This window comes from Aquimarina sp. 433, from assembly GCF_054054605.1.
The window spans coordinates 146878-173740 of sequence record NZ_JBSWZK010000009.1 but is presented as its reverse complement, the minus strand read 5'-3'; the positions used below and the strand labels follow the sequence as shown (position 1 = coordinate 173740).

The window sequence follows — 26863 nt, the reverse complement described above, 5'->3', positions numbered from 1 at the left end:
CGTAACAGTTTGCTAACATTTGATTATCAGATACTTAACAGTATACAGGTAGTTTTATGGATATTTTAATCCACTGTATAACAATGTATTAACTATTAATCTGAATCAATTATGAAATTATTGAAAGCAAATCCTACTTTATGGATATTATCATGTGCTATTTTTTTTACAAGTTGTAACATAGATGATGATAATTATAATGCGGAAATACTAAATGTCTCCAATACAATAATTGGAGAATTCAAAGCAGGAACTTTTTTGTACGATAATGAAGGCCCACACGATTATAGCTTTCATTTTAAAACACAAGAGGGTTTTATAGAAACCTATGAGTCTGGTTCTAAATCTAGTTATGCTGGTGCCAGCGTTAGTCTTTCATCAGGCGATTGGTACTTAAGCGATGCGCTATTAGGTGGTTTGTCTAATGATCGAAAATATCAGTCTAAGTCTGTTAGAATTCGAAATACGGGTTATGCCATCATGTCCTTTAATATGGATAATGGTGCAGAAACTATTAGAATTCGTCATGCTAAGTATGGTAATGATGGTGATTCTACTTGGAGACTAATTGCCTCATATGATAATGGTGGTTCTTGGTATTACGTAGGAAGCACAATTACCACAAATTCGACAACATTAAATACGGTTTCTTTTGATGTTAATGAAACTTCAAGTGTACGATATGGAATACAAAAACTTTCGGGAGGATCTAATAGAATCAATATTGATAATGTTGAAATTATTACCGATACCAATAGCGGATCTAGTCCAGGTATAGATAGTAATATAACTTTTGGAAATCCTTCTGATGCGGGCACAAGTTCAACCAATTATTACCTGTCTAAACCAGACTTTTCGTTATCCTATAATAATAACACCGGAACAGCTAATTGGGTAAGTTGGCATTTAAGTAGTGCTTGGACAGGTGATACTCCTAGATGCAATTGTTTTAAAAGAGACAATGATTTACCAAGTAGTTTTTTTAGAGCAACATCTAGTGATTACACAAATTCAGGTTTTGATAGAGGGCATTTATGTCCGTCTGCTGATAGAAATGGCTCAGAAGATTCTAATGAAAATACTTATTACATGAGTAATATTGCTCCTCAGGCACCAGACAATAATCGTAAAAGTTGGGCAAATTTTGAAAGCTATTTAAGATCATTAACATTGGATGGTAATGAGGTTCATATCATTGCTGGAGTTGCTGGTAGTGGTGGTATTGGTGGAAATGGTTTTGCTACAACTATAGATGGAGGTAACATAACCGTTCCTGACTCCTTTTGGAAAGTAGCATTGATATTACCAAATGGGACGAATGACATCAATCGGGTAACAACATCAACCAGAGTTATCGCTATAAATGTACCCAATGATCAAGGAATAACAAGCGATTGGACCCAATTTAGAACTTCAGTCGATGCTATTGAAAGTTTAACAGGGTATGATTTATTTGAAAATATTACTAATTCTATAGAATCCGTAATAGAATCAGTTGTAGATAACGGACCTTCAAGCTAGAAAATCTCTTGATTATATATAAAAAGTAGGGGTTTATGATTTTATAAGCCCCTATTTTAATTAGTAAGAATACATAAGTATTTGTTTACCAAAGAATAAGATGATTACAGAAGTCAAGAAGTTGTAAAAAAGCTATTTTTTGATGATAAATTGACGATATTTGTATGCTGTTTTTGATTTTAGAGATCAAAACTATTTAACTAAATAACTTGTGATTTATGGGAATGAATAAAAATACGGTATTAGCTTGGGCTACCTTTATAATGGTTATAGTAGGATTAGGATTAATCGCATTAGGCGCATTTAGGTATCGTCATGTTTCTGGATGGGGATTTGCTGCAGTTGGAGTAGGATTTCTTGCTAATGCTTGGGTTTTTAATGCTTTAAAAGGTAGAGTTTAACATTCTTTTCTCGACGCAAAATATATAACAATAGTATTCTTAAAATTTAGGGCTTATGTCAGACGATAAAAAAATTATCTTTTCTATGTCTGGAGTTACAAAAACGTATAAAAGCGCAAATACTCCAGTTTTAAAAAATATTTATCTAAGTTTTTTCTATGGTGCAAAGATTGGTATTCTTGGATTGAACGGTTCGGGAAAATCTACACTATTAAAAATTATTGCTGGAATTGATAAAAATTATCAAGGTGATGTTGTGTTTTCTTCAGACTATTCTGTAGGCTACCTAGAACAAGAACCGCAATTAGATCCAAATAAAACGGTATTAGAGGTAGTAAAAGAAGGTGCTGCAGAAATGGTTGCTGTGTTGGATGAATATAATAAGATCAATGATATGTTTGGTCTTGAAGAAGTGTATAGCGATGCTGACAAAATGCAAAAGCTAATGGATCGTCAAGCTATACTACAGGATAAAATAGATGCAGGAAACGGATGGGAACTTGATACCAAACTAGAGATTGCGATGGATGCCCTAAGAACTCCAGAACCAGATAAGAAAATCGAAGTATTATCAGGTGGAGAACGAAGAAGGGTAGCCCTATGCCGATTATTACTAAAAGAACCAGATGTATTGCTTTTAGACGAACCTACCAACCACTTAGATGCAGAATCTGTTCATTGGTTAGAACATCATTTGGCACAATATAAAGGTACTGTTATTGCAGTTACTCACGATAGATATTTCCTAGATAATGTGGCAGGTTGGATTTTAGAATTGGATAGAGGAGAAGGTATTCCATGGAAAGGGAATTACTCATCTTGGTTGGATCAAAAATCAAAACGTCTTGCGCAAGAAAGTAAGTCTGCTTCAAAACGACAGAAAACATTAGAACGTGAGTTAGAGTGGGTACGTCAGGGAACAAAAGGAAGGCAAACCAAACAAAAAGCACGTTTAAAGAATTACGATAAATTAATGAGTCAAGATCAGAAGCAGCTTGACGAAAAATTAGAGATTTATATCCCTAACGGGCCTAGATTAGGAACCAATGTGATTGAGGCAACAGGAATTAGTAAAGCCTATGGTGATAAACTGTTGTATGAAGATCTTAATTTTAAATTACCACAAGCGGGGATTGTTGGTATTATAGGTCCTAATGGAGCTGGTAAAACTACTATTTTTAGAATGATCATGGGAGAAGAAACTCCTGATAAAGGTACTTTTAGTGTAGGAGAAACCGCTAAACTTGCTTATGTTGATCAATCACATGCGAATATAGATCCTGAAAAATCTATTTGGCAAAACTTTAGTGACGAACAGGATTTAGTAATGATGGGAGGAAGAGAAGTGAATTCTAGAGCTTATCTTAGTCGATTTAACTTTGGAGGTAGTGAGCAAAATAAGAAAGTTTCTACACTTTCTGGAGGAGAACGAAATAGGCTACATCTAGCAATGACCTTAAAAGAAGAAGGTAATGTATTACTTTTAGATGAGCCTACTAACGACCTTGATGTTAATACATTAAGAGCTCTTGAGGAAGGTTTGGAGAACTTTGCAGGATGTGCAGTTGTTATTTCTCACGATCGTTGGTTTTTAGATCGTATATGTACTCATATTTTAGCTTTCGAAGGGGATTCACAAGTATACTTCTTCGAAGGAAGTTTCTCTGATTATGAAGAGAATAAGAAGAAACGTTTAGGAGGTGATCTAATGCCAAAACGTATTAAGTATAAAAAGCTTGTTAGATAATAGACGTTTATGATTAAACGAATTTTAGGTGTAGTTCTATTTGTATTATTCTCCTTAGAAATTTCCGCACAAGAAGAATATCCTCATCTTTTAGTTTTTAAAGATGGTACAGAAATAAGAGGAAAAGTAGTTGTTTGGGATTTAAATAGGCTTATTTTTAGAAATGCTGAGTCCAACGAAAAGAAGACGTATAAATACAAACATTTAAAAACCGTCTTAAATTTTGAAAGTAGAAAAGAGTATGATAAAGGTTTGTATGTTTTAAAGCAGTTAAAAGGCACCGATAGAACACTACGACTAACAAAAGCAATATCTGGAAAAGTTGAATGCTATTATATTTCGAGGGAATCGGGATCTAGTGCTTTTGGAACTGATGCAGTGTCCGTTTATTCTATTTATTTTATATGTAAAGAAGGAGAAGCGGAAGTTACTCAGGTCCGATCAAGATTAAAATTCAAGAAAATTAGAAATCAATTGAAAGAATATTTTGGTGATTGCCCTGATGTCATTTCGAAAATTGATGATGGTTATTTTGGAGATAGAATAGAGTCTCTGGAACCTTTAATTCAATATTATAATACCAAATGTTAAGTAATATAAAAGTAATTGCGTTTGATGCCGATGATACCTTATGGGTAAATGAAACCTTTTTTCGAAAGGCAGAAGAGGATTTTTGCGAATTAGTGTCAGCACATCTTCCAAAGGAAGAAGCAAATAAATTACTCTTTGAGATAGAAATGCAAAACCTTGGGTTGTATGGGTATGGTATTAAACCGTTTACACTTTCGTTAATAGAAGCAGCTATCAAAATAACGAATGGGAACATGGATGTTTCACTGGTTGAAACACTCATAGAAAGAGGAAAAAAAATGTTGCAAGAACCAGTGGAATTAATTGATGGTATCGAAGAAACTTTAGAATATTTATCAAAGAAATATCGTTTAGTAATGGCTACTAAAGGGGATTTACTTGACCAAGAACGAAAGTTGATAAAATCAGGTTTGGAAAAGTATTTTCATCATATAGAAATTGTATCCGATAAGACTGAAAAACAATATCAGAAATTGGTAGATCACTTAGATATTGACAAGTCGGAATTTTTAATGGTAGGTAATTCTCTTAAGTCTGATATTTTACCAGTGTTAAATATAGGAGCGCATGCTTTCCATATTCCTTTTCATACAACTTGGGCGCACGAAGTTCATAATGGAACCATTGATCACCCTAATTTTAAAAGTTTAACGCATTCTAAAGAATTACTACACTATTTGTAATGACAAAAACAAAATTAGATCTTTCTACTTGGAACAGAAAAGAACACTTTGACTTCTTTAATGGTTTCGATGAGCCTTTTTTTGGAATTGTATCTAATATTGATTTTTCAAAAGGTTATCAAACGGTAAAAGATCATAATTATTCTTATTTTTTGTATTACTTACATAAAGCGGTAAAGGCAGCCAACAACATAAAACCTTTTAGATATAGAATCGAAGATGGAGAAGTATATGAGTATGATCAAGTACATGCTTCTTCTACGATTGGAAGAGAAGATCATACTTTTGGTTTTTCTTTTATAGAATATCATTCTGATTTTAAAGTATTTGTTCACAATGGGCAAAAAGAAATAGAAGCAGTAAAGAATTCAATAGGATTACGTCATAATGATGATGCCAAAAGACTAGATAGCTTACATATTTCTTCAATTCCTTGGTACAATTTTAGTAGTATCTCTCATGCAAGACATTTTACATACAGAGATAGTGTCCCAAAAATTTCTTTTGGGAAATATACTAAAGAAAATGATAAGATTAGTTTGCCAATTTCTGTACATGTAAACCATGCTCTAATGGATGGATACCATGTTGGACTATTTTTGGAAGAGTTTCAACGACTATTAAATGAATAAAATATACAAAGGTTTCAAAGTTATACGTGTATAATATAAATTAATCAGATGTGATGGTAGATGTGTCTATTTCTATGATCTCACCAATACCCATTTGATTTAAATGAATACTTCCTATTCGAACTCTAACTAGACGCAATGTAGGGAAACCAACAGCGGATGTCATTTTTCTAACTTGTCGAAATTTACCTTCTTGTAATATAATGGATATCCAGCTAGTTGGCCCGTGTCGATCATCTCGTATTTTTTTTGATCTTTCTGGAAAATTAGGAACTGATTTTATTTTAAAAGCTTTACAGGGATTAGTCATATATTTTTTTCCATCGAAACCAATTTCTACTCCATTCTGTAATGCTGCAATGGCTTCATCTGTAATAGCACCATCTACTTGCGCATAATATTCTTTTTCAATACCACTACTGCATATATAGTTGCTTATTTTACCATCGGTAGTAATTAATAAAAGCCCTTCTGATTTTTCATCTAACCTACCAATAGACATACTACCCGACGGGAAATCGTATAATTCACCTAATAATCGTTTTGAATTTTGTTTTTGACCATTATTTACAAACTGACTAAGATATCCGTATGGTTTATAAATTTTAAAGTGCTTGTGGTTATTCATAGAGATAGTGGTGAAACAAATACCTATAGCAGATAAAATATTTTTAATTACTAGCATCAAATGTAGTTATGATTATAGAATGTTTAAAGCGATCATGTTTACTTTTATAAACATTTTATAACTAATTAATAATCAGATGTGATTTATTATTTTTAAATAGTTGTTATTATGTCAATTCAATTTATTGGACAGCCTTACCGGCAAGATATTATAGTTGGAGGGTATGCTTCAGGAAGAAGAAGAAACCAAGAACCGAATTATTTTGGTCCTAATCTACTAGAAAATTGGGAAAGTGATCCTGTTAGAGGCTATTACCAGAGTATTTCTAATGAAGATTTGGTTAATATAATGTATACCTCTAGAAATCATGTTAATATCAATATTTATCGTGTTCGATTGTCGGATGTTTCTATGGTAGAAAATACCTTGGATTTAATTCCTTCTGGTCATTTAAGGTGGCTAAAACAACGAAAACCAGAAGGTATTATATTTTCAAATTCTGCAGGAAGAGGAAATTCTGAAAGATATACTGGTGGTTTAAATCCAATTTATGATGACCATACTACTGATTTTTTTGATGAGCGTGATGGTATAATAATAACCTATGGCGCATTATGGAGAAATCAAAATCTCCGAATAATACCAACTCTAATGCATGAAATTGGTCATGTGATGACCCATTCGGGTAAAATTAGTTATCGCTATTTCTCCGCAGCGGATAGAGAAACATTATCCAATACCAGAGTATCTAGGAATCCAGGAAGATTAGAAGCTCTTTGTAATGCATATATGTATTTTATATGTTATAGTAGCATGTCTCCTGCAGTGCATCTATATGGAGATAGATCATCAGATTTGCAAAGAAGTTCAGAAACTAGAGCAGCATTAAGAAGATGTCCTGCATTTACAAGTAGAATGTTGTCCAGTACAGAAATACATCGCTTTAGAGAACGATAAGAAAAACATTGTTTATTAAAAAATATGGTTTTAATTCTTTAGAATAACCTTTAATTCATGTGTATAGTATATCTTTGTAAGCTTATAAGTATAATTATAAATTTTATACTTCGTCGTTTCTACCGCTAATGAGACCAATTATTAGGTGATGTCATTAACCCTTGTATAATTTTCTGTTAAGTATTTCGATGACTTGTAAAATACTTTAAAAAAATGATATGGGTAGATCACAACAGACTTTTAGTAAGATTGAAAAAGAAAAAAAGAAGTTAAAAAAACGAGAGGAAAAACAAAAAAAGAAGGAAGAACGTAGAGCAAATTCGAAAAAGGGTAGTGGTTTTGATAATATGATTGCTTACGTCGATGAAAATGGACATCTTTCTGATACGCCTCCAGATCTTTCCAAGAAAAAAAAGATAAAGGCTGAAAATATAGAAATAGCGATTCCTAAAAAAGAGCATGTAGAAGAGGATCCAATAAAAAAGGGTAGAGTAGCTTTTTTTAATGAATCTAAAGGTTATGGTTTTATAACAGAACAAGAATCACAAGAGAAATATTTTGTTCATGTCAACGGTCTAATGCAAGAAGTAAGAGAAGGAGATAAAGTTACTTTTGAATTAGAAATGGGACTAAAAGGATTAAATGCAGTTAGGGTTAAAAAGCAATAATTAATTCCTAAGAGTATTTACTTTATATCGGGATACCAATCTAATTGAACTACTTCTATTTCTTTATTACCAGTATTTACAATTTCTTTGAATTTTGATACGTCGCTTAAACCCTGAGTTCCTCTATAATGATAGGGATATATTTGTTTTGGTTTAAAAGTTAAAACAGCATCAGCAGCACTTTCTACTGTCATGGTGTAAGGAAGGTTCATACAAACAAAAGCTTTGTCAATATTTTTTAGAGCTCTCATCTCAGGAATATCTTCGGTATCACCAGAAAAATATAGTCTTTCTCCACCCAATGTAATAACGTAACCATTTCCTCTTCCTTTATTATGAAACTTTAGAGCTTCTTCTCTTAAATTATACATTGGTATAGCTTCAATAGAAATACCATTTACCTCTTTTGTTTCACCATTATTTAGAACCACCAGATGTTTGGTATAATTTGCAGGAAGCTTCTCCGCTACTGCTTGTGGCACTACAATTTTAGATTTAGATAAATCCAAGCTATCTAAGGTTTCAATATTCATATGATCTCCATGAATATCCGTAATTAATACAATTGTAGGTTCTTTTTGATTTTTGAATGCGTTAAGACCACCAGTAGGATCAATATAAATGGTGTGCTCCTTGTATTCCAGAACCGTAGTAGCATGTTGAATAGGAATAATTTTCAAATCAGAAATTGGTTTAGTATTATTCTCAGCAACATCAGTAGGAACGTTATTATCTTTATTTTTTTCTTTGGTATTAGAATTGCAACTAAAAAGAAATATAGTGAAAACTAATAATAGGGGATGTGTTATATAGTATTTCATAAACTTTTAAGGTTTAGTTATCTCAACAAGGTATAAAATGAGGATAGAATCGAAAACATTTTAATGTAAGATTAACTATCTATCCATAATTTAATTGCCATGGCAATAACCATCACCACTAAAAATACCTTTACAATACCGTCCCCTTTTTTAACAGACCATCTACTTCCAATCCAACCACCAGAAGCATTTCCCAATGCTAGGACAAGACCATATAAATAATCGATTTGATCATTAAGAGCAAAAATTGCTAGTGCGCCAATAGTGTAGATAAAAACGACTAATGCTTTTACGGCATTTGAACTTACAAGGTTTAAGCGGTTAATAGATGTTAATGCTAAAAGAATGAATATCCCAACTCCTGCTTGAATGAAACCTCCATAAATGCCGATGATAAAAAAAACTACTATGGATAGCAACTTATACTTTCCTTGGGTGCGTTCAGCAATATTGGCAAGATCAACTTTGGGCTTAAAAACCATAAAAAGAACTACGATTAGCATAATAATCGCCAATATTCTATTAAACGTTTCACCTTTAATATCAATCGCAATTTTTGCACCTATTAAAGATCCGATTAATGCAGATATACCTAAATAAACACTTAAAATAGAAGGTTTTATTCCTTTGCTTTTAAATCCGGCAACGGATGTAATACTTTGTATAAAAATACCAATGCGGTTGGTTCCGTTTGCTACTGCAGGTGGTAACCCCATAAAAATAAGCATTGGTAATGTAAGTAAAGATCCTCCTCCCGCAATGGTGTTAATAACTCCGGCAAAGAAGCCAATCAATGCTAGAATAATTAAAAGTAATGTATCGTTCATTAGTTTTTATTACACTTCAAAAATAAATAAAACCATAAAATATAATTGCTTTTTTAAAATCAATTGGCATAAAATCATAAACTGTTGTAGATTTACAGGAGCAAACAAAAACCAAAATAGACGTTAAAAAAATCCACAAAATACTTCCAATTTTAGAAGCAGTTAAAGGCTATAAAAAGGGCACTTTTGGTGCTGATGTAGTAGCAGGGGTTACGGTAGGAGTTATTCTTATTCCGCAGGCGATTGCATACGCATTGTTAATGGGAACTCCTCCAATTTTTGGATTATATGCCTGTCTTATTCCATTGATTATCTATGCATTATTTGGAACCTCCAGACAGTTAAGTATTGGTCCTGTTGCGGTAACAGCAATATTAGTAATGAGCGGAGTGAGCCAGATAGCGACTCCTTTTACAGATGAGTTTACCAATTTGGTAATTTTCTCAGGTTTGTTAATCGGTTTATTACAAATAATATTGAGTTTATTGCGAATGGGATTTTTAGTAAATCTGATTTCCCAACCCGTGATTTCTGGATTCATTTCAGCAGCAGCCATTATTATTATCATATCACAACTTGGTGAGTCGTTGGGTATCAAAATTCCTAATTTTGATTATGTGCATCAATCTTTATGGTATGCAGTGCAACATATTTCTTCCGTGAACTTTATTACATTAGGAATGTGTCTAGGATCTATTTTTGTGATGTTAGTTCTTAAGAAATGGAAAAGATCTTTTCCCGGAGCTTTATTTGTCTTGGTGGTTACAACGGTTATTACGATAATTTTTGATTTACAAAATTTAGGACTTTCAGTTATTGAGGACGTGCCAAAAGGACTACCTTCTTTTAGTATTCCAGATATGAATTATGATTCTATGATTGCTTTGATTCCTTCTGTTTTGACGGTCACATTTATTGGATATGTTGGAAGTATAGGGATTGCAAAATCACTGGAGATGAAAAATCGTGATCATACCGTAAGTCCTAATCAAGAATTATTAGCCTTAGGTATTGCTAAGGTGATAGGTGCTTTTTTTCAAGCGATTCCATCATCAGGAAGTTATAGTAGATCTGCTATTAATGACGAAGCAGGCGGAAAAACTACAGTTTCGTCCATAATTACCGCCTTTATGGTAGTAATTTCTTTATTATTTCTAACATCTTTTTTCTATTACATTCCCAAAGCGGTTTTAGCTTCGATCATATTGGTTTCTGTATTTGGTTTAATCAATATTTCTGAAGCAAAGTACCTTCTCAAATTAAGAAGAAGAGAATTTATAGTTATGTTTATTACTTTTCTGGGAACACTTGTTTTTGGAGTAGAGAAGGGGATCTTTATAGGTGTTATTTTGTCATACATTTTCTTACAGTACTATAGTTCTAGACCGCATATTGCAGAATTGGTAAATATCCCGAATACTAATTATTATAGAAATATTAAAAGATTTCCGGATGCTAAAAGATCTTCGAAATACTTGATTATAAGATTCGATGATCAATTGTATTTTGCCAATACGAGTTATTTTAAGGAAGCGATGATTCAACAGATAAAGAAAAGAGACGAATCGCCAGAATTTTTGATTTTGGATAGTACTAATATTCATGATATAGACAGTACAGGGCTGCATATACTAGAAGATGTTCATCGTTATTTACAAGATCAAGGAATACAATTACTAATTTCTGGAACAATTGGACCTGTTCGTGATTTTTTGAAAAGATCAGGTTTTACGGATAATTTGGGTGCTCAACATAATTTCCTGAATATCGAAGACGCTGTAGATTTTACAGAGCATAAAACCATTCAGAAAAAATCCATGGAAGTAGCCGTACAATACAATAAAAAGAGATCTTTTCTAGACTAAGTAAAATAAGGTTTATTTTTCATATACATGCATTTTTAAGCCCATTCCATAGTTCATAAATCCTTTTTGAATGAGCATATTATTTTCGCTGTATTTCTCATCAAACCGTTGCCAAGTTCTATTTTTAAAAAATATTCTCCTTGTGAATGTGATATTATCTTCAATTTTATTGGTAAACGGTAGCAAAGGCCTAAATGTAGTGGACACTTTTACGATACCTTTACGAGTTTCGACTTCATGATATTTTTTAGTATGCTGTAGTTTTCCATTTTTATCGGTGTAACCCAAAACTTGAATAGAAACAAAAACACCATTTTTGGGAATAAAAACTTTATGTTCTAAAATATCAAGTTCGAAATTCGTTTTATCATCATTAGTGATTCTAAAAATAATATCATCACCTGCTAATCGTTTTCCTGGAAACCCATTATCATTCCTATAAAATTGCATTTTAAACAAGGTAGAGAATGCTTGCTTCCTACCAGAAGATCCTCTAGAAGATTCCATCATTACGGGTAAGTAAACGGATGCAATTTTAGTTGATTTTAACGGATCTCGTCGAAAGAACACCGCAATTTCAGATTCTACTGTAGGTAACCAACATTTAAAATAATCGTCGTGTATTTTGGATCCTTTCCTTTTTGTTTTATATCTACCTAAATTTTCGGCTTTTACTACAACTTCTTGTAATTGTGCTACGTCTGGTGTTAACTCTATTATTTTCGGTAAATTTTTTGTGCTAATTCCTTTTTCTTTATACCCTAAAGCAGAAATATAGATAGAATCAATATCCTTGTATCGTTTTTTTGAAAACTCAAATACTCCGTCTTCATCCGCAAAGAGTCCATTTCCATTACCAAATGAAATTGTCGCATAAGAAATAGGGAATTTTTCACCTGCGTCTTGAATAGTGTATACTTGACTGTAAATACACTGATTGGCAAGTAATACCAACAGTAGGAGTACGTTCTTCATAGGGATTTGAGGGACTTAAATAGTAGTTAAAATTAATAAAAATAATCTAATATCAACTTTTAACCGGTTTTATTAATAACTCAAAATATATAAAATCATTGTTTTTCTTATTATTAATTATACAAAAACCGCTCCATAAAATTATAACTCTTCTTATTTAAGATCCATTTTTTAAGAATAATGCATTTATGTTTTAAAGGATTATCTATGAACTAATTCTATATTTGAACTCTAAAACCAGATAAAAAATAGTTTCAAATTTTTAAAGTGGAGAATATTTGAAGAAGGCAATTTATTTTATGATTCTTAGCACAATTTCATTTACTGTAATGAATCTGCTCGTTAAGTATTTAGAAGGTTTTAGTGCGTATCAATTAGTTTTTTTTAGATCTATAGGAACATTGTTTTTTACAATGCCTTTTTTGCTACATCACAAGATTCCTATATTAGGGAATCAGAAAAAATGGTTGATACTACGTGGATTAGCAGGAGTAACATCTATGGGACTTTTTTTTATGTCTGTAGAATATCTTAAAATAGGATCAGCAGTATCTTTAAGATATCTTTCTCCAATTTTTGCAACTTTATTGGCCGTCTTATTTTTAAAGGAAAAAGTAAAGCATATTCAATGGCTTTTCTTTTTAATTGCTTTTAGTGGTGTTTTAATTATAAAAGGTTTTGATACAGAGATTAATTCTTTCGGATTATTATTAATTGTTTTATCCGCCTTGTTTAGTGGTTTTGTTTATGTATTAATAAATAAAATCGGTTTAAGAGATCATCCAGTAGTTATTGTTAATTATTTTATGTGGATATCTACGGTTTTGGGCGGGATATTATCCATATTTCAATGGACTAAAACACCTCAAGGAGCAGAGTGGGCATTGTTATTAAGTTTAGGAGTCTTTGGTTATTTTGGACAGCTTTTTATGACAAAAGCATTTCAATCACAAGCGACTAATAAAGTTGTTTCTCTGAAATATATGGAAGTAATATTTACCATGATTGCTGGAGTATTTATTTTTGGAGATAATTATCCAATTCTTAGCGTACTAGGAACGGTTATGGTGATTACTGGACTAGTTCTGAATATGTTCTATAAATCCAAATAATTCATGATTAAAAAGAAATAGGATTTACTTCTATTAAAAAGCAAAACGCTCATGAACTTTTGTATCAGTATCATGAACGTTTCTTGGGTATTTACGACGATGTATATAATAGTTGAGTTATATGTTACAATAGTTTTGGATAAATGTTTTTATCTCATTATTAATGAGCATATGAAATACAGAGCGTTTGGTGAACTAACTAACTAATTAACTAATCATTTAATCACTTAAAAATCAGACTTCGACAATTGTTGGGGCAAAATGTTCTAATCTAGAAACTAAACTAAGATTACTGCATTCATATACTCAATAATAATATATGGCTAACTAAAATCTTCTCTTAGGTAATACATTAGTTTTGCTTTATCTGTAAAACTTTTAATAGTGATTATTTCACCATTTAATTTGTTATATATAATTTCCGCGAATAGAAAGTCAATGTAAAAAACACTGTAATAGAAGTCTCTATTGGCATCATTGATCGAAAAAAGGTGAATACCTTTGTTCCAAACATGACGATATTTTTCTGCTAAATTTTGCGAATTAAATCGCTTCTCAAGAGTAGTTTTATGCATAAGCAATGGTTTTAAAGATTTAAGGCAAGACTAAACTACGGAAAAACCGTAATAAATCAAATAAAAAAGTGTAAAAAATTAAAAATTCCCCATTTATTACTAGTAAATAGTTGTAATTCAGTTTATTTTATGATAATTGAACGCTCTTTTGTTTAATTTAATCTTTAGAAATGCTTTTGTTATTTTTGCAACATAAACCTTCAAATAATGCCTAAAAAGGGAAAAGCAAAAAATACTCTCAATAAAGCAAAGCATAAAAAACTCATGGATCGCAAAAAGAACAAATTGCGAAAAGAGAAAGAATTGAGGGTTGCAAGGTTAAAAGAAATTGTAAATAGAGTAAACCAATCTAAAGAAAACTCATAAAGAATGAATAACTGTTATTGCGGAAAGTTGGATTCATTCAAGGCTTGTTGTCATAAAATTCATTTAGATATAACTAATGCTCTAACTGCAGAATCTTTAATGCGATCTCGTTATAGTGCTTTTGTCGTTGCAAATGGAGATTATTTGCAGCATAGTCATCATAGTACAACACGTCCTTCTACTAGAGAAAAGAAATCTATAGTAAAATGGGCTAAATCTGTCCAATGGGTAAAGTTGGAAGTTTTGAATACAAAAGAAGGTCTTCAAAATGATTCAGAAGGTACGGTCGAATTCAAAGCATTTTACTTCGAAAATGGATCATTACAGTGTATTCATGAAAATTCTAAGTTTATTAAGGAAAATGGATATTGGGTATATTTAGGCGTAGTATAATCTATTTGACATTTAAATTGTTCTTTTTATATACTTATATCTTCCTCAAGATCAATTCAAATTATTATATCAAATAAAATATTTTTCCCGAAGACGGGTAACAAAATCATCCTTTGTGTATTTAATGTTGTAATGTCCATTTGCGCGCATGGGCACACACTAATCATGAGGCCGCCGAAAATCATATAGAGTAGGCAAAATCTAAACATTCAATACAATGAAAAAAGTATTTTTAATACGCAAGGGCTTGGATAAATTTTCTTCAAAAGAACTTCAAAACATGAAAGCCATTCTTGGAGGTGCAGAAAATAATATACCAGATATCATCTATTACCCAACCAGTGGCGGTAGAAGATGTGCAGAAGGTCAAGTTTGGTCAGAAACATTAGGACGTTGTGTGGCAACAGCTATAGAAACACCAGCACATCACCGATAGTAAATACGATATGGTTTCGTATTAGGAACTTACTGTAGGTTTTTCAATCTACGTATAACTGGGCGGAGTATAGTAAACTTGTACATTTTATCACTATGCTTCGCTTAGTACATTTTTCGCACCCCTATTGATTCTAATTAAAATATCCTTATGAAATTCGATGCGCTAATTCTAAAAGTAGCAAGCAGATGTAATCTTAATTGCTCTTATTGTTTTATGTACAATCTTGGTGATACTACATATAAACAGCAACCAAAATTCATGTCCTATGAGCTAGTTGATGAAATTTTGGTTAAAACAAAACAATATATCCTTAGATATAAAAAGAAAGAGTTTTCATTTATCTTTCATGGAGGAGAACCTTTATTGATAGATAAAAAGTTTTACAGTTATTTTATTAATAAAGCAAACAAATTAAATCAACAACTATCCGACGTAATCTTCAAATATGATATACAAACGAACGGAGTTTTGATCGATAAATCGTGGTGTTCTTTGTTTAGAGAATTAAATATTTATCCTAGTGTTAGTGTAGATGGGACAAAAAAAGCTCATGATATGTATCGAAAAGATCATAAAGGAAAAGGAAGTTATGATCGTGTTTTTAAATCAGTCCAAATACTAAAAGAACATATAGGATACGCTGACACAGTATGTGTAATCAATGTAGAAGAGGATCCTCAATACATTTATAATAGTTTTAAAGATATGAATGTAAATTCGGTTAACTTTTTAATTCCTGATTTTACACATGATACATTTCCTTTCGATAAAACAAAAACGATTATGGCAGATTGGTTGATTCAACTATTTGATCTTTGGATAGAAGATTCAGAAAGATATCAGATACCCATGTTTGCTGGTTTAATAAATCGACTTTTAGGAACTACGGAGCATACTAATAATGAATCTACAGTATTGGTAATCGAGACTAACGGAGAAATTGAAGCAATTGATTCTTTAAAAGCATGCGGGCATGGCTTTACGAAAACAGGTATGAATATTAATACTCATAATTTTTCGGATATTAAAAAATCACCACTTGGGAAATTGTATTTTGAAGATAGTACAACAAAGTTAAATTCAAAATGTCTTAGTTGTCCTATTATGGAAATATGCCAAGGTGGAAGATTAGTACATCGATTTAAAAAAGAAAATGGTTTTGACAATGTATCTATATATTGTAAGGATCTGATAAAATTTACGGCTTATGTTCAAAACAAATTGATGATTCTTTTTCCAGATCTATTTGCCAATGAGAAAGTGGATCAAATGAAAAGTGAAGAGATATGGTCTTTTCTTGACAGACAAGAGTTAGGATCTTCACGATATAAAAGTGATCTGGAGTATTTCGCTACTTATGGAAGATAAATTGATATTTTGAAATAAAATTTTATAGTTTAAACTAATATTTCTACAAGATGGGAAACAAAATTGAAAAACAAAAGAATTCAATGGGAGAATTTGCAATTGTAGATCAATGCAGTTTACGAGGACACTTAAGATGTGTATACACAACAGGTAAAGAAGTATATCGTGATGGTCGTGATGGAAAAAAAACAATCCATTGGTGGAGAATGTCTTATATAGGAAGAGCATGTACTAGAAAATTCGGAAAAAGAATAGGTTGGTGGTATGAAGCTTTTTTCGTTGTACCACATTATATTGGGATTTTTATAGGAAATGTAGCCGGTTATTGTATGTTTTTAATTTTTGGTAAAAAAAATAACCCTGCATGAATTAGCATATTTAGAAATGAGTATTTAATTTTCTAACAATATGCTGTTAAAAACTTGTTTTTCTTTTCTTCTCAAAAAATAATTTCTTTGCTCTCGGAAAAATTAAAGTCATTGGAAGAACAAGTAGCGAAAGTAAAGAAATTTACCAGAAATAACTTTTTTAAGAATACATACTGTGTTTTTAGAGGAGTTCGATTAAGAGAAATATCTAGGAGAAAACCACATTATCGAAGTGAGTCAGGTAGTACCTATTATTATACTACAAACGGGGTTTATCGATTGTCGAATCATTGGGGAAGAGCTGCTAAATGTAACTGGCGATTAGTATCCGAAATACCTGTAGAAATTGATGACCTTAGATTAGGTTACGCTGATTGGACTGACTTTAGAGAAAACCTGAGTGAGGATGTTGATGCCTACTATGTATCTGTTAATTTCGAAACCAAAACTGTTAGTTACAAGCACAAAGACAATCCTGATTATGATCAAATAGCTATTATAAGGCCAGTGGATGCGACCCGAAAACTAATAAAACAGATTAAAACGCTTTTGGAAGATCACAAATGGGCAAAATACTATGACTATGATGATCTAGATGAATTTCGTAAAGAAATCATTTTAGAATTGGTAAACACCAACAAAAGCTTGAAAGATATAAGACGCGAATTAGCTGCAGGTTAGTTATTTATTCTGGCATAACTACATAACTATCATCACCATTGACTTTTGGAAATTGTTTGTTTCTCCATTTTTCTTTTGCTTCTTCTAATCGATCTTTACTCGAAGAAACAAAATTCCAGTAAATATGCCTTTCTTCAGGAAACGGCTCACCACCAAATAATAAAACATGGGTGTTCGGTTCTAATACTATAGAGCAGGTATCTTCAATTTTGGACACTAGCATATTTCCTTTTCCAATAATGGAATCACAAGCACCTATTTCACCTTCTACAATACAAATCCCTATTTCACCTTTTAACTCGCCTTTTATTTGCAGCTCATATCGTTCTGTACTTTTTATTTCAACCATAAAAAGTTCTGAATGCACTGGTAGCGGAGATTGTTTTCCATACCCTTTTCCTGCAATTAATCTAAACTCTGTATCATGGTCATTCCAATAAGGAAGTTCTTTTTTATCTATATGATGAAATTCTGGTTCTATTTCTTCCAGGTGTTTAGGTAATGCAACCCAAATTTGATATCCATGTGCTAAAAACTCTGTACCATCTCTCATATCATCCGGAGTTCTTTCGGTATGAGTTACACCTTTTCCGGCTACCATCCAATTTACCGAGCCAGGAGAAATACGCTGGTTTGTACCAATACTATCCTTATGCATAATTTCTCCGTCTAGTAAATACGTTAACGTTGATAATCCGATATGTGGATGTTGATCAACATCCATATATTTTCCGTTTTTAATAATAGTAGGACCCATATGATCTATAAATATAAAAGGACCAACCATTCTTTTTTTTCTAAATGGTATTAATCTTCCTACTAGAAAATCACCAATATCACGGCTACGTTCTTCAATTATCAATCCTTGATTAGACATTTGCTTTATTATTTGTGAATAGTTTTGGTAAAATACACTTTTTAGGATAGGTAATACGTTAAAAATTTATTAAGTCATTCTTTAAAAAAATAGTACGTGAAGTAGGTGAAATTATTTTACTATCTTTTCCGAAGCAATCTTAAACAACCTAAACCAACCAATGGAAATTTTTTCTTCTTATAACCTGATTATAGAAGTATCTTTAGTACTTATTTTATCTTTTATTTTTAATGGAATAGCAAAAAAAACCAAAATACCGGCAGTTTTAATGCTTATTATATTGGGAGTTGTTATCCAGTATGCGATCAAAGCATTTGGTGAAGGTTCTTTTAATTTCTTTCCAATGTTAGAAGTTTTAGGAATTATTGGGCTAATAATGATCGTTTTAGAAGCTGCTTTGGAATTAAAATTAAAACGGGAAAAATTGGTTCCTATTTTAAAATCCTTAGCTATTGCCTTAATAGGTTTAGTGGCTTCGGCTTATGTTGCGGCTGTTGTTTTAAAAGCGTTAATTGACGGTATGACAATGCAATCTGCATTGTTATACGCTACACCATTGTCTATTTTATCTAGTGCGATTATAATTCCTAGTGTTGCGGGATTATCAGAAGCAAAAAAAGAATTTCATGTATATGAAAGTACATTTTCGGATATTCTGGGAATCATGATGTTCTATTTCTTAACAGGAAAGTTAAATCCTGCCGAGGATGCGGGCGTGGCAGGTTTTGCATTTAACCTAATCCTTACCATCATCATTTCATTGATAGCTAGTTACGGTATCATTTTAATTTTTCAAAAAATTAAGAGTCAGGTAAAACTGTTCTTATTGATTGCAGTACTATTGTTATTATATGGACTAGGAAAGAAGATGCATTTATCCTCGCTTATTATCATTCTAATTTTTGGATTGGTTATAGCCAATATGAAACTGTTTTTTCAGTGGAAATTGGAAAACCTCCTAGACTATGAAAAGGCCAAGGCTATATATCATGAGCTACATGTGATTACCGCAGAAACAGCCTTTGTGGTAAGAACATTGTTTTTCGTAATTTTTGGAATTACAATAACATTATCTTCGCTGTTAAATTTGAAAGTAGCGCTGATAAGCATATTGATAATTATATCCATTTACGCAATACGATATGTACTATTGAGAATATTTGTGGGTAAAGATATATCACCACAGTTGTTTATTGCTCCCAGAGGTTTAATAACTGTTTTATTATTTTATGCAATTCCAGCAGAAGCTATTATCCCTGGATTTGAACCTGGTATTTTGTTATTTGTAATAATAGGAACAAGTTTGATTATGACTGGTGGAATGATCCGTGATAAGAGTACGAATGAAGATGAGTTAACTCCAGAACAAATAGAGGAAGCTGCCAATGCAGAAGTGGCTTATATTATGGATACTACGACAGATCTTAGTGAAATTGAACACTCTTCTGATGAAGAAGGTGAAACTCTAGAATAAGTTTCATAATGAAAAGATTACATCGATTAACTGCGATTTTAGTAAAACTACAATCCAAAAAAATAGTGCAAGCTGCTGATTTAGCTGATAAATTTGATGTAAGTATACGTACTATTTATAGAGACATGCTAGCCTTGTCCGATGCAGGAGTACCTATTGGCGCTGAAGCAGGAACAGGATATTATTTAGTAGATGGATATTCATTACCGCCCATTATGTTTACAGAAAAAGAGGCGAATGCTTTAATCACAGCTGCTAAGATTATAGAGACTAATAATGATGCATCTTTAATCGCGGATTATAATGAAGTAGTAGAAAAAGTAAAGGCAATTTTAAACACTACACAAAAGGAAAAATTAGAATTATTAGAACAAAGGATTGTAAGTCCGCCTTTTAGGAAATCACCAGAAAGCACCTATTTATCGGTAATACAACAAGCGATTACAGATTTAAGGGTTTTAGAAATTCAGTACACTGCGGCTTCTCAAGAATTTACAAAAAGAACCGTAGAACCTTTAGGGGTATATTTTACAAATACTATTTGGGTAATGATTGCTTTCTGTAGATTACGTAATGATTATCGAGAATTCCGAACGGATCGTATTGTAAATCTTATAGAAACTTCAGAGATATTTCCTCCAAAATTATTCACTCTAGAAGATTATTTTAAAAAATATAGAGAACACTAGTAATCCTACTGACATAAGGTTGTCATATGTGGTATTTAGTTTTGATAAAAATTAAAACATGTATCACTTAATCCACACTGTTATGCTTAGTCTGTTTTTATGCTGCGCAAGTATATTTAGTCAAAACCAACACCTTATGAAAAACAAACCGTACACCATGGAAGTAGTGCTCTTTGAAGTCAATCCAGAGTATTCTACAAAACAAGCCAAAGAAGCCTTGACCTCTTTAAATGATATCATAAAACTATATGATGGTTTTATAGATAGAACTACCGCAAGTAATGAAGATGGAAAATTTATTGATCTGTTATATTGGAGAGATGGTAATGCTGCAAAAAAAGCATCCGAAGATATTATGAAAAACCCTAAAGCTGTTGCAATATTCGAAATTATCAAACCAGAAACTATGCAAATGTATCATTTAGATGTTTTTAACCAATTCGAAGAATAACCATATCTTTAAACCACACAACCATGTTAGCAGAATTAAAACCAATTTCACAGATTACCAGTAGAATGATTCCTGAACATATTTTACAAAGAAAAGGAGCGAGAAGTACTAAAGATCTTAACCCAGAAGTTCTGGAGTATTTAAATAAAGGTTTAATAGAAACAGCAAATTTGATCGAATGGTTAGCAGTTGATCAATTACATTTATTAAAACTAGTATTAGATGAGTTAGATAAATCTAATTGGTATGATAGTTTTTATGAAGCTGTATCTAATCAAAAGAAACCAACAGCAAATTCTAATACCAAGGTTATTGGAGCTACATTTATGCAGCTTACCAATGATCCAGGTATTATAAATTATCTTTCAAATCATATTTCAGATATACCCAGATGTTGGGCGGCGCAGTATTATGGAGCGACTGATATGTCTATAACAGAAAGATTACATACGATCAAACCATTTGCTGCAGATCGTCATTTTGGAGTAAGAGAAGTAGCCATTTTTGCGACCAAAGAATATATTATTCAGGATTTAGATCAATCTATTATGATATTATCCAATTGGGTTAAAAATTCTGATGAGAATATTAGAAGATATGCGGTAGAAACGATAAGACCTATTGGAGTATGGACCAAAAAAATCGATGAACTTAAAGAATCTCCAGAAAAAGCTTTAAGTGTTTTAGAACCACTAAAATCGGATCCTTCAAAATATGTAAGAGACGCAATAGGAAATTGGTTAAATGATGCAAGTAAAACACAACCAAAATGGGTTACAAAGATCTGCAATCAATGGGAAACAGAATCCAAGACTAAAGAGACTAAGTATATTGTCAAAAAAGGCTTGCGGTCAATTAATAAATAATAAAAAATAGTTGTTAACCATCACCACATTTTCAAAGATTATCATATTATTATAAAATAGCGAATTAATACACTAAATAATTATTAAATTACTATTAAATCTTATTCTTTTTAAAGTTTTTATAGGTAAATGTTTTCAGGATTTTTATAGATTTAAACTCCTTATCGAAGTTATTAACAATAGACCTATTTCATAATTTTAGAAGTAGAAAAGAGTAAGTAATGAAAGTACTTTATACTAGTTTAGAATGTTACCCTTTAGCAAAAGTCGGTGGTCTTGGAGATGTGGTGGGTTCGCTTCCTAAATATCTAAATGAACTAGGTTGTAATACTGAAGTAATACTACCATATTACGATAATGATAAGGTACATCAGCTTGTTTGTGAAGATGTCTTTTCCGAAACAATCAATTTAGGAATACATCATTATGATTTTACCATTAAGAAGGTAATATCATTAGAATTTGGTTTTCAGATATATCTAGTATATCAGAAAGAGTTATTATTCCGTCCAAATGTATACAGTTATGATGATGACACGGAAAGATTCATTGCTTTTCAATTAGCCATACTCATTTGGCTTCGTAATCAAGAGATAAAACCTGATGTTATTCATTGTCATGATCACCATACTGGATTGATTCCTTTTTTGGTATCTCAAGTTCCCGACTTTCAGGAATTAATAGATATCCCTACAGTTCTCACCATCCATAATGCACAGTATCAAGGTTGGTTTTCCTATGATAAATTAGATTATATTCCGCAATTTGATCTGCATAATATAGGGTTGTTGGATTGGGATCAATGTATTAATCCATTAGCTACAGCAATTAAATGTGCTTGGAGAGTAACTACAGTTTCCCCTAGTTATATGGAGGAATTACAATCAAAAGCAAACGGATTAGAAGGTCTTTTGCATCATGAAAAAGATAAATGTGTTGGTATCTTAAATGGTATCGATCATACGATCTGGAATACAGAAACGGACCCAATGATTATAAAAAATTATGGAGATAAGAATATTGTTTCTGGTAGAAAAGCGAATAAAAAATGGTTATGTGATGAGTTTGGATTGGATGCAGAGAAACCGTTATTTGCTTTTATAGGAAGATTAGTGTATGAAAAAGGTGCTGATCTTTTACCAGATATATGTTTAGAAACACTTCGTAATTTAGATGTGAATATTTTGATATTGGGATCTGGTGATCACCAAGTAGAAAATAGACTGAGAAGTGTAAAAGAAGAATTTCCTGATTCGTATAACACCTATATTGGATATGATGAGAAGCTTTCTCATATCATTTACGCAGGAGCAGACTTTTTATTAATGCCTTCGCGCGTAGAACCTTGTGGTTTAAATCAAATGTATGCCTTACGATATGGACTTATTCCGATTGTTAGAAGAATTGGAGGACTTAAGGATACGATTATCGATATTGGTGATGATGGTTTTGGGATCTGTCATGACCAAGTAAATGTTCAGGATGTGTATAATTCAATTAAAAGGGGAGTTGAATTTTACGAGAATCAAAAATACTATAGAGAGAAACAAAAAGAGATTGTAAAAATTGATCATTCTTGGAATAATTCAGCGAGCAAATACATAGAATTATATAAATCTTTAAAATAACCACAATGATTAACAAAAAAGTCCTTGCGATTATCCTTGGAGGAGGACAGGGAACCAGATTATCTCCCTTAACGGAAAGTAGATCAAAACCTGCGGTTTCTATAGCCGGTAAATACCGCTTAGTTGATATTCCTATAACCAATTGTATACATTCCGATATCAAAAGGATGTTTGTTTTAACTCAGTTTAATTCTGCATCATTAAATAGTCATATTAAAAACACCTATATATTTAGTTCTTTTAGCCAAGCTTTTGTAGATGTATTGGCTGCAGAGCAAACACCAGATAATAAAACGTGGTTTCAAGGTACAGCAGATGCAGTAAGGCAATCTATGCATCATTTTTTAAATCATGATTTTGAGTATGCGCTGATTCTATCAGGAGATCAATTATATCAAATGGATTTTAATGAAATGATTTCTGCGCATATCGAAAAGGGTGCTGATATTTCTATTGCTACCTTACCCGTTAACGCTAAGGATGCTACTAGTTTTGGTATATTAAAAACTGATAATGAGAGTTTTATTAGCTCGTTTACAGAAAAGCCAAGTACTGATAAATTACCTGGTTGGGAATCAGAAGTAAGTGATGAGATGAAAAATGAAGGGCGTGAGTATCTTGCTTCTATGGGGATTTATATATTTAACAGGCAATTATTGGTAGAACTTTTATCAGATCCATCGAGAATCGATTTTGGAAAAGAGATTATTCCACAATCTATAGATACACATAAAGTATTGGCGTATCAATATGAAGGATATTGGACAGATATAGGTACTATTGCTTCCTTTTTTGAAGCTAATATAGAGTTGGCCAATGACATTCCAAAGTTTGATTTATTCGATAATGAGCGTAATATACTTACCAGACCTCGAATTCTACCACCGTCAAAAATATCTGGTACACGCTTAGATAAAGCAATGATTGCTGAAGGGTGCCTCATCCAGGCAAAAGAAATTGAACAGTCTGTAATCGGAATTCGATCGAGAATTGGTAAAAATACAGTGATTAAAAATACCTATATGATTGGTAGTGACCGATATCAAGATCTGGAAGAATTAGAAACTGATTCCAAAGAAAATAGACCTTTTATTGGTGTGGGTGAAAATTGCAACATCAATAATGCTATAATAGATAAGGACTGTAGAATTGGTAATAACGTGATTGTAAATGGAGGTTCACATTTAAAAGATACCGAAGATGATCGATTTGTTATCAAAGATGGTATCGTAGTATTTAGAAAAGGGACTATCATCCCAGATAATTTCAAAATTTAATAACCTACTAAATAGAAATTCTATTTAGCTAAATATGATATGCACTCATATCATGATTACCTTTTATGAGTAAAGTTATAGTACATAGTTTATTTTCTGAATTTGATATAGATCTTTTTAAACTTGGAAAGCACTTCAGGTTATATGAAAAATTTGGTTCTCATATCATAATGTTGAATGGTGTAAAGGGAACTTATTTTTCTGTATGGGCCCCTTCAGCTAAATCCGTATCTGTCATTGGAGATTTTAATTTTTGGAATGAAAATGAACATCAACTTAATGTTCGTTGGGATGCCTCTGGAATTTGGGAAGGTTTTATTCCAGAAGTCGGAAAAGGAAATATTTATAAATATAAAATTCATTCTCATCATAATGGTGTGATTACCGAGAAGGCAGACCCTTATGCACGTAGATATGAGCATCCTCCTAAAACAGCATCAGTAGTCTGGGAAGATTCATATGACTGGAAAGACGTTGAATGGATGAAAAAACGGAAAAAGAACAATGCAATCGATGCTCCTTTTTCTGTTTATGAGGTTCATTTAGGCTCTTGGAAAAGAAAAATAGAAGAAGATAGATCCTTGTCATACTACGAATTGGCGGATGAATTAGTGGCCTACGTGAAAAAAATGAATTTTACTCATGTAGAGTTAATGCCTATCATGGAGTATCCTTATGATCCGTCTTGGGGATATCAGCTTACAGGTTATTTTGCTCCAACATCTAGATTTGGATATCCTGAAGAATTTAAACTATTAGTAGATAAACTACATCAAAATGACATTGGGATCCTATTAGATTGGGTGCCATCACATTTTCCAGAAGATGGTCACGGTTTAGGTTTTTTCGACGGATCTTGTTTATATGAACATCCTGACAGAAGAAAAGGATATCATCCAGATTGGAAAAGTCTGATATTTAATTACGGACGAAATGAAGTAAAAAGCTTTTTGATAAGTAATGCTATATTTTGGTTAGATCAATATCATGCAGATGGATTACGTGTAGATGCAGTGGCTTCTATGTTATTTCTTGATTATTCCAGAGAAGATGGAGAATGGGAGCCAAATATATTTGGAGGAAGAGAAAACCTAGAGGCGATTGATTTCATGAAAGAATTAAATCAAGAGGTTTATAGAAGTTTTCCAGATGTACAAACCATAGCAGAAGAATCTACCTCATTTCCAATGGTATCCAAACCGACTTTTGTAGGAGGATTAGGTTTTGGTATGAAGTGGATGATGGGTTGGATGCATGATACATTATTATATATGGGTAAAGAGCCTATTCATAGAAGGCATCATCAGAATGATCTAACGTTTAGTATGACCTATGCTTTTACAGAAAATTTTTTGCTTCCATTATCACATGATGAAGTTGTATATGGAAAAAGGAGCATTATTGGCAGAATGCCTGGTGACGAATGGCAGAAATTTGCCAACCTAAGGCTTTTATATAGCTATATGTTTACGCATCCTGGAACAAATTTGTTATTCATGGGGGCAGAATTTGGACAGCATGACGAATGGAATTTTCAGGGTAGTTTAGACTGGCACTTATTACAATATGATTATCATTCTGGTGTTCAAAACCTTATTACCGATCTAAATAAATTATATAAAGAAAATCCAGCGTTATATGAAAAACAGTTTGATGCGGATGGTTTTGAGTGGATTAGCTATGATGATCATGAAAATTCTGTAATTACCTATGTTAGAAAAGGACATAATGATAAAGAGACATTAGTTATAGCCTGTAATTTTACTCCAGTTCCTAGAAAAGATTATCGTATTGGTATATCTATGAAAGGTACTTTAAAGCAAATTTTTAATAGCGACGATACCAAATATGGAGGAACAGGAAATTTTAAAGCGTCAAAAATAAAAATAGAATCAAAAGACTGGCATTACCGAGATTATTCTGCGGAAATTACAATTCCACCTTTAGGAGCTGTAGTATATAAATTTGATAAGTAGAATAGAT

General features: G+C 32.1%; 28 protein-coding genes. 22 read left to right on the top strand and 6 right to left on the bottom strand.

The genetic code is table 11. From position 1 onward, the window contains the following. The first annotated feature begins 111 nt into the window (after positions 1-111). The 6 genes from ACWNT5_RS18165 (at position 112) to ACWNT5_RS18140 (ending at position 5575) form a co-directional block, all read left to right on the top strand. Complete coding sequence (locus ACWNT5_RS18165) at positions 112-1521, top strand: DNA/RNA non-specific endonuclease (RefSeq protein ID WP_456518179.1); 1410 nt, start codon at positions 112-114, stop codon at positions 1519-1521. Between the two features lie 218 nt (positions 1522-1739). After that, positions 1740-1922 carry a CAL67264 family membrane protein gene (locus ACWNT5_RS18160; protein ID WP_299601269.1) on the top strand — a complete coding sequence of 61 codons (183 nt, stop codon included), beginning with the start codon at positions 1740-1742 and terminating at the stop codon, positions 1920-1922. Positions 1923-1977: 55 nt separating this feature from the next. Next, entirely contained in the window at positions 1978-3669 is a 1692-nt protein-coding gene (gene ettA, locus ACWNT5_RS18155) for an energy-dependent translational throttle protein EttA (protein ID WP_456518178.1), read from the top strand. Positions 3670-3678: 9 nt separating this feature from the next. Then, positions 3679-4260, top strand: a complete 582-nt coding sequence (locus tag ACWNT5_RS18150) for a hypothetical protein (RefSeq protein ID WP_299601274.1) — start codon at positions 3679-3681, stop codon at positions 4258-4260. Next, positions 4254-4943: an HAD family hydrolase gene (locus tag ACWNT5_RS18145; RefSeq protein ID WP_299896892.1), complete on the top strand. Its 690-nt coding sequence runs from the start codon at positions 4254-4256 to the stop codon at positions 4941-4943. Before ACWNT5_RS18150 ends, ACWNT5_RS18145 begins: the two co-directional genes overlap by 7 nt. Then, positions 4943-5575, top strand: a complete 633-nt coding sequence (locus ACWNT5_RS18140; RefSeq protein ID WP_299601280.1) for a chloramphenicol acetyltransferase — start codon at positions 4943-4945, stop codon at positions 5573-5575. Before ACWNT5_RS18145 ends, ACWNT5_RS18140 begins: the two co-directional genes overlap by 1 nt. Before the next feature lie 40 nt (positions 5576-5615). On the opposite strand, the gene ACWNT5_RS18135 is transcribed toward ACWNT5_RS18140, so the two are convergent. Then, positions 5616-6203, bottom strand: a complete 588-nt coding sequence (locus ACWNT5_RS18135; RefSeq protein WP_299602589.1) for a pseudouridine synthase — start codon at positions 6201-6203, stop codon at positions 5616-5618. Between the two features lie 168 nt (positions 6204-6371). Here ACWNT5_RS18135 and ACWNT5_RS18130 point away from each other — a divergent pair, with 168 nt between their 5' ends. Next, positions 6372-7160: a hypothetical protein gene (locus tag ACWNT5_RS18130; protein ID WP_456518177.1), complete on the top strand. Its 789-nt coding sequence runs from the start codon at positions 6372-6374 to the stop codon at positions 7158-7160. Positions 7161-7378: 218 nt separating this feature from the next. Further along, positions 7379-7828: a cold-shock protein gene (locus tag ACWNT5_RS18125; RefSeq protein ID WP_299601285.1), complete on the top strand. Its 450-nt coding sequence runs from the start codon at positions 7379-7381 to the stop codon at positions 7826-7828. A gap of 17 nt (positions 7829-7845) precedes the next feature. On the opposite strand, the gene ACWNT5_RS18120 is transcribed toward ACWNT5_RS18125, so the two are convergent. Both ACWNT5_RS18120 and ACWNT5_RS18115 read right to left on the bottom strand, forming a co-directional pair. Further along, on the bottom strand, positions 7846-8649 hold the full coding sequence (locus ACWNT5_RS18120) for an MBL fold metallo-hydrolase (protein ID WP_456518176.1): 804 nt from the start codon (positions 8647-8649) through the stop codon (positions 7846-7848). Between the two features lie 71 nt (positions 8650-8720). Next, a complete protein-coding gene (locus ACWNT5_RS18115; RefSeq protein ID WP_299601291.1) occupies positions 8721-9476 on the bottom strand; it encodes a sulfite exporter TauE/SafE family protein in 756 nt (251 codons plus the stop codon). 116 nt (positions 9477-9592) lie between these two features. Between ACWNT5_RS18115 and ACWNT5_RS18110 the strand changes: the two genes are divergently transcribed. Further along, on the top strand, positions 9593-11341 hold the full coding sequence (locus ACWNT5_RS18110) for a SulP family inorganic anion transporter (protein ID WP_456518230.1): 1749 nt from the start codon (positions 9593-9595) through the stop codon (positions 11339-11341). A gap of 12 nt (positions 11342-11353) precedes the next feature. Here ACWNT5_RS18110 and ACWNT5_RS18105 read toward each other — a convergent pair whose 3' ends face one another. Next, positions 11354-12316 carry a hypothetical protein gene (locus tag ACWNT5_RS18105; RefSeq protein ID WP_299601293.1) on the bottom strand — a complete coding sequence of 321 codons (963 nt, stop codon included), beginning with the start codon at positions 12314-12316 and terminating at the stop codon, positions 11354-11356. Positions 12317-12594: 278 nt separating this feature from the next. On the opposite strand from ACWNT5_RS18105, the gene ACWNT5_RS18100 reads away from it, so the two are divergent. Continuing rightward, the gene (locus tag ACWNT5_RS18100) at positions 12595-13428 is read left to right on the top strand and encodes a DMT family transporter (RefSeq protein ID WP_299601295.1); all 834 of its coding nucleotides are present in this window, start codon (positions 12595-12597) and stop codon (positions 13426-13428) included. A gap of 323 nt (positions 13429-13751) precedes the next feature. On the opposite strand, the gene ACWNT5_RS18095 is transcribed toward ACWNT5_RS18100, so the two are convergent. After that, positions 13752-14003: a hypothetical protein gene (locus tag ACWNT5_RS18095; RefSeq protein ID WP_299601296.1), complete on the bottom strand. Its 252-nt coding sequence runs from the start codon at positions 14001-14003 to the stop codon at positions 13752-13754. A gap of 369 nt (positions 14004-14372) precedes the next feature. Between ACWNT5_RS18095 and ACWNT5_RS18090 the strand changes: the two genes are divergently transcribed. The 5 genes from ACWNT5_RS18090 to ACWNT5_RS18070 all read left to right on the top strand — a co-directional run bounded on the left by ACWNT5_RS18090 (position 14373) and on the right by ACWNT5_RS18070 (position 17618). Then, entirely contained in the window at positions 14373-14762 is a 390-nt protein-coding gene (locus ACWNT5_RS18090; protein WP_456518175.1) for a YchJ family protein, read from the top strand. 280 nt (positions 14763-15042) lie between these two features. After that, positions 15043-15198: a hypothetical protein gene (locus tag ACWNT5_RS18085; RefSeq protein ID WP_456518174.1), complete on the top strand. Its 156-nt coding sequence runs from the start codon at positions 15043-15045 to the stop codon at positions 15196-15198. A gap of 150 nt (positions 15199-15348) precedes the next feature. Beyond that, positions 15349-16569 (top strand): radical SAM protein, encoded by a 1221-nt coding sequence (locus ACWNT5_RS18080; protein ID WP_456518173.1) that lies wholly within the window; start codon positions 15349-15351, stop codon positions 16567-16569. A gap of 50 nt (positions 16570-16619) precedes the next feature. After that, the gene (locus ACWNT5_RS18075) at positions 16620-16937 is read left to right on the top strand and encodes a hypothetical protein (RefSeq protein WP_456518172.1); all 318 of its coding nucleotides are present in this window, start codon (positions 16620-16622) and stop codon (positions 16935-16937) included. A gap of 111 nt (positions 16938-17048) precedes the next feature. Beyond that, positions 17049-17618 carry a hypothetical protein gene (locus ACWNT5_RS18070; RefSeq protein WP_456518171.1) on the top strand — a complete coding sequence of 190 codons (570 nt, stop codon included), beginning with the start codon at positions 17049-17051 and terminating at the stop codon, positions 17616-17618. A 4-nt stretch (positions 17619-17622) separates the two neighbouring features. Here ACWNT5_RS18070 and ACWNT5_RS18065 read toward each other — a convergent pair whose 3' ends face one another. Continuing rightward, complete coding sequence (locus ACWNT5_RS18065) at positions 17623-18495, bottom strand: pirin family protein (RefSeq protein ID WP_456518170.1); 873 nt, start codon at positions 18493-18495, stop codon at positions 17623-17625. A gap of 160 nt (positions 18496-18655) precedes the next feature. Between ACWNT5_RS18065 and ACWNT5_RS18060 the strand changes: the two genes are divergently transcribed. The 7 genes from ACWNT5_RS18060 (at position 18656) to glgB (ending at position 26856) form a co-directional block, all read left to right on the top strand. After that, positions 18656-19969 carry a cation:proton antiporter domain-containing protein gene (locus ACWNT5_RS18060; protein WP_456518169.1) on the top strand — a complete coding sequence of 438 codons (1314 nt, stop codon included), beginning with the start codon at positions 18656-18658 and terminating at the stop codon, positions 19967-19969. 8 nt (positions 19970-19977) lie between these two features. Next, positions 19978-20658, top strand: coding sequence for a helix-turn-helix transcriptional regulator (locus ACWNT5_RS18055; protein WP_343912461.1), 681 nt, complete (start codon positions 19978-19980; stop codon positions 20656-20658). 136 nt (positions 20659-20794) lie between these two features. Beyond that, positions 20795-21109, top strand: coding sequence for a hypothetical protein (locus ACWNT5_RS18050; protein WP_456518168.1), 315 nt, complete (start codon positions 20795-20797; stop codon positions 21107-21109). A 23-nt stretch (positions 21110-21132) separates the two neighbouring features. Further along, the gene (locus ACWNT5_RS18045) at positions 21133-21975 is read left to right on the top strand and encodes a DNA alkylation repair protein (protein WP_456518167.1); all 843 of its coding nucleotides are present in this window, start codon (positions 21133-21135) and stop codon (positions 21973-21975) included. Between the two features lie 221 nt (positions 21976-22196). Then, the gene (locus ACWNT5_RS18040) at positions 22197-23603 is read left to right on the top strand and encodes a glycogen synthase (protein WP_456518166.1); all 1407 of its coding nucleotides are present in this window, start codon (positions 22197-22199) and stop codon (positions 23601-23603) included. Positions 23604-23608: 5 nt separating this feature from the next. After that, positions 23609-24880, top strand: coding sequence for a glucose-1-phosphate adenylyltransferase (locus tag ACWNT5_RS18035; RefSeq protein WP_299601319.1), 1272 nt, complete (start codon positions 23609-23611; stop codon positions 24878-24880). Between the two features lie 65 nt (positions 24881-24945). Then, positions 24946-26856: a 1,4-alpha-glucan branching protein GlgB gene (gene glgB / locus ACWNT5_RS18030; protein WP_456518165.1), complete on the top strand. Its 1911-nt coding sequence runs from the start codon at positions 24946-24948 to the stop codon at positions 26854-26856. Positions 26857-26863 lie beyond the last annotated feature (7 nt).